The organism is Rhizobium hidalgonense (assembly GCF_002914525.1).
Taxonomy (GTDB): domain Bacteria; phylum Pseudomonadota; class Alphaproteobacteria; order Rhizobiales; family Rhizobiaceae; genus Rhizobium; species Rhizobium hidalgonense.
On sequence record NZ_LODW01000136.1, the window covers coordinates 1 to 2,798 of the forward strand.

A 2,798-nucleotide genomic window follows, 5' to 3' on the forward strand; every position below is an offset into this window, starting at 1 on the left:
GTAAGCGTCCGGCGAACGCATTTTCGGGTGTCGAGAGATGGAATCTATAGGCCGCGTTTCATCTCATCGGCCATGATGCGGTCGATTATTTCAGGATCGCACTGTGTGTCGATGAGGAACTCGCGGATACCGCCGTCCCACGTCCTGATGTCGGCGAGTAGGCTTTGAAGTTCTTCGATGCCATTCTCGGTCAGACCCTTCGTGCCGTCTTCACTGCCATCGCCGACGTAAACCAGTTCGCCTTCGGAGATGTTGTCCGAGTTTGCGGTCACTTCTTCGATCAGTTCGAGGTTTTCGCCGATCATGCCGGCGACTTGGCTGAGTGTGTAGATGAACCTCGAGCGCGCCATCAGGCGGCCTCGCATCGAGCTTTTGCCGGCGTCCAGTTCCAAGGCAGGAGGTCTTCAATTCGGTCTTCGGGGTGATCCTGGATCCGGGTCAGGACATCCGTCAGATAGACCTCTGGATTATGGCCTTGCAGTTTGACCGTCTCGATGATGGTGAGGATGTTGGCGATGCGCTCGCCGCCCTTGTCCGAGCCGGCAAACAGCCAGTTCTTCCTTCCAATTCCAAGCGGACGCATGGCTCGTTCAGCGATGTTGTTGTCGATTTCGACACGGCCATCGTCGATGTAGACGCTCAAGGCTGCCCATCGCGACAGGGCATATCGCATCGCCTCGGCCAGCCTCTGCTTCTGAGGCAAAGTCGAGAGTGTCGCCTCGATCCAGGCCTTGAGTTCGTCCAGAACAGGCCGGGCATGGTGTTGGCGCAGGGTGCGCCGCTCGTCAGCCGACATGCCTCGGATACGGTTCTCGATATCGTAGAGAGCGCCGATGCGTGACAGCGCTTCCTCAGCGATCGGAGACGGCTTGAGCTTTATCACATCATGGAACTTGCGGCGCACATGCGCCATGCAGGCGGCTTCAATGATCTGGTTGCCATAGAGCTTCTTGTAACCCCCGTAGCCGTCGGCATGCATGACGCCGCTGAAGCTTGCCAGGTGATCAGCCGGATGTGCGCCCCTGCGGTCGGGGCTGTAGTAATAGGCAATGGCTGCGGGAGTGGCGGATTGATAGCCACTGCCGTCAAAGATGTAGACCCAGACCCTGCCGGTTTTTGTCTTGCCCCGCCCGGGGTCGAGAACATCGACCGGGGTATCGTCCGTATGTATTCGGTCGAGTGCGGCGATATGGGCCCTGATTAACAGGACAAGTGGTGTCAGCAATGCAGATACCCGGCCGACCCAGTCGGCCATTACGGATCGGGAGATGTCTATCCCCAACCGGTCGTACATCTCTGACAGGCGGTAGAGGGGAATGTGATCGTCGAATTTGGCGATCATGATGTGGGCGAGCAGCCCCGGCCCGGGTTTGCCGCGCTCGATCGGCAAGGTCGGCATCTCGCCAGCCACTGTCGTATCGCATTCCCTGCAGATCATGCGCTTCTCGACATGCCGGACAATCTTGACCGACGCCGGCACGTGCTCCAGCACCTGGACCACTCTGTCGGCCGCCTTCAGGAACGAAGTGCCACCGCAGGTCGGGCAATTGCAGGGAGCTGCATAGACCAGTTCTTCGGTGGTGAGATCATCGGGTAGAGGCTTGCGCTTCGGCTTCTCGGATGCGTCGTCCAACTCCGGCAGAGGCGGTTTCCCGGAGCGCTGTTCAGCCTCGGCCCGGGAGGCCTCGATCTCCTCCAACATCAGCTCGAATTGCTCGATCTTCCTGTCGATCTTTTCCGAAGACGCGCCATGTTGCCGATGTCGGAGAAGCTCCAGTTGCGCGCGAAGAAGCCCGATTATGGAGTCTCGCTTGATGACCTCGGCTTCCTGGCTCTCAAGTTTTGCCGCCTGTTCCGCGACGAGTGCGCGCAAAGTATTGAGCTCGTCCTGACTGTCCAGCGGCGCTGTTTCCATATCCGCGAAACTAGCCGATTTGCCTCTGACGCACCAGCGTTAAGCTTCCCATGCCCCTGCAAAATATAGCTTTTATCCCGTTCGGCCGGGAGCGGAAGTCCACGCCGGGCGTCGCCAATCGATCCCCTCAACGAGCATCGAAAGCTGCGCCTGCGTCAGGTGCGCTACACCCTCTTTCGCCGTCGGCCAGGGAAAGTATCCGCGCTCCAAAATCTTGTAGAACAGACAGAACCCCTGGCCATCCCACCAAAGCAGCTTGATCCGGTCCGCGCGTTTTCCGCGAAAGCCGAAGATTGCGCCCGAGCCCGGTGCCTCCCTCACGACCGTCTCCACCAGCGCGGACAGACCATCAATGCCACGCCGCATATCGGTCACTCCGCAGGCCAGATAGACCCTCACATTCCCCGATGGGCCGATCATACCGCCTCCACGCAAGCGACGAGCGGGCCAAGCAGCTTCAACTCAACGTCAACCGCAACCTTCAAGCTCCGACCGTTTCGAAGCAAGATCTCAACGATCGTCGGCCTTGTTGATGCGGTAGACGGCTGGCTTACGCCAACCTCCTCCGTGATTTCCACCGGGAGGAACACCGTCGGCCGATCGGCATAGTTGAATGATTGCCGCCACAAGCGGATCTGGCCCGGATGAATGTCGTGCCGGCGCGCCACATCGCCAATGCGAGCACCGGGCTCATCAGCTTCCGCAAGTATCCTCAGCTTCGCCTCGTCCGACCAACGCCGTCTGCGCTCGGTACCGGACATGATCTCTATGCGAGCCATGAAACCTCTTCGTTCTGGTATTAATGTCAGCACTAATGCTGGTTCTAATGCCAGAACATCGCCTGATTTGGCCGATCAGCAAAAACAGCTCACCGTACGCTCAC

General features: G+C 58.9%; 3 protein-coding genes and 1 pseudogene. 1 reads left to right on the top strand and 3 read right to left on the bottom strand.

Annotated elements, in window-relative coordinates:
- A pseudogene (locus ATY29_RS37250) lies at positions 1–168 on the top strand (IS5/IS1182 family transposase); the annotation flags it as partial.
- 181 nt (positions 169–349) lie between these two features.
- On the opposite strand, the gene ATY29_RS34985 reads toward ATY29_RS37250, so the two are convergent.
- From ATY29_RS34985 to tnpA, 3 genes are all read right to left on the bottom strand, one after another.
- Positions 350–1,915, bottom strand: coding sequence for an IS66-like element ISRel19 family transposase (locus ATY29_RS34985; RefSeq protein WP_009996985.1), 1,566 nt, complete (start codon positions 1,913–1,915; stop codon positions 350–352).
- A 72-nt stretch (positions 1,916–1,987) separates the two neighbouring features.
- Positions 1,988–2,335 carry an IS66 family insertion sequence element accessory protein TnpB gene (gene tnpB, locus ATY29_RS34990; RefSeq protein WP_009996986.1) on the bottom strand — a complete coding sequence of 116 codons (348 nt, stop codon included), beginning with the start codon at positions 2,333–2,335 and terminating at the stop codon, positions 1,988–1,990.
- Entirely contained in the window at positions 2,332–2,694 is a 363-nt protein-coding gene (gene tnpA, locus ATY29_RS34995; RefSeq protein WP_009996987.1) for an IS66-like element accessory protein TnpA, read from the bottom strand. The genes tnpB and tnpA overlap by 4 nt, the downstream gene beginning before the upstream one ends.
- Between the last annotated feature and the right edge of the window lie 104 nt (positions 2,695–2,798).

Bases quoted from the DNA above. Each gene is read 5' to 3' on its own strand.
- tnpB (WP_009996986.1), bottom strand. From the start codon at position 2,335: ATGATCGGCCCATCGGGGAATGTGAGGGTCTATCTGGCCTGCGGAGTG.
- tnpA (WP_009996987.1), bottom strand. From the start codon at position 2,694: ATGGCTCGCATAGAGATCATGTCCGGTACCGAGCGCAGACGGCGTTGG.
- ATY29_RS34985 (WP_009996985.1), bottom strand. From the start codon at position 1,915: ATGGAAACAGCGCCGCTGGACAGTCAGGACGAGCTCAATACTTTGCGC.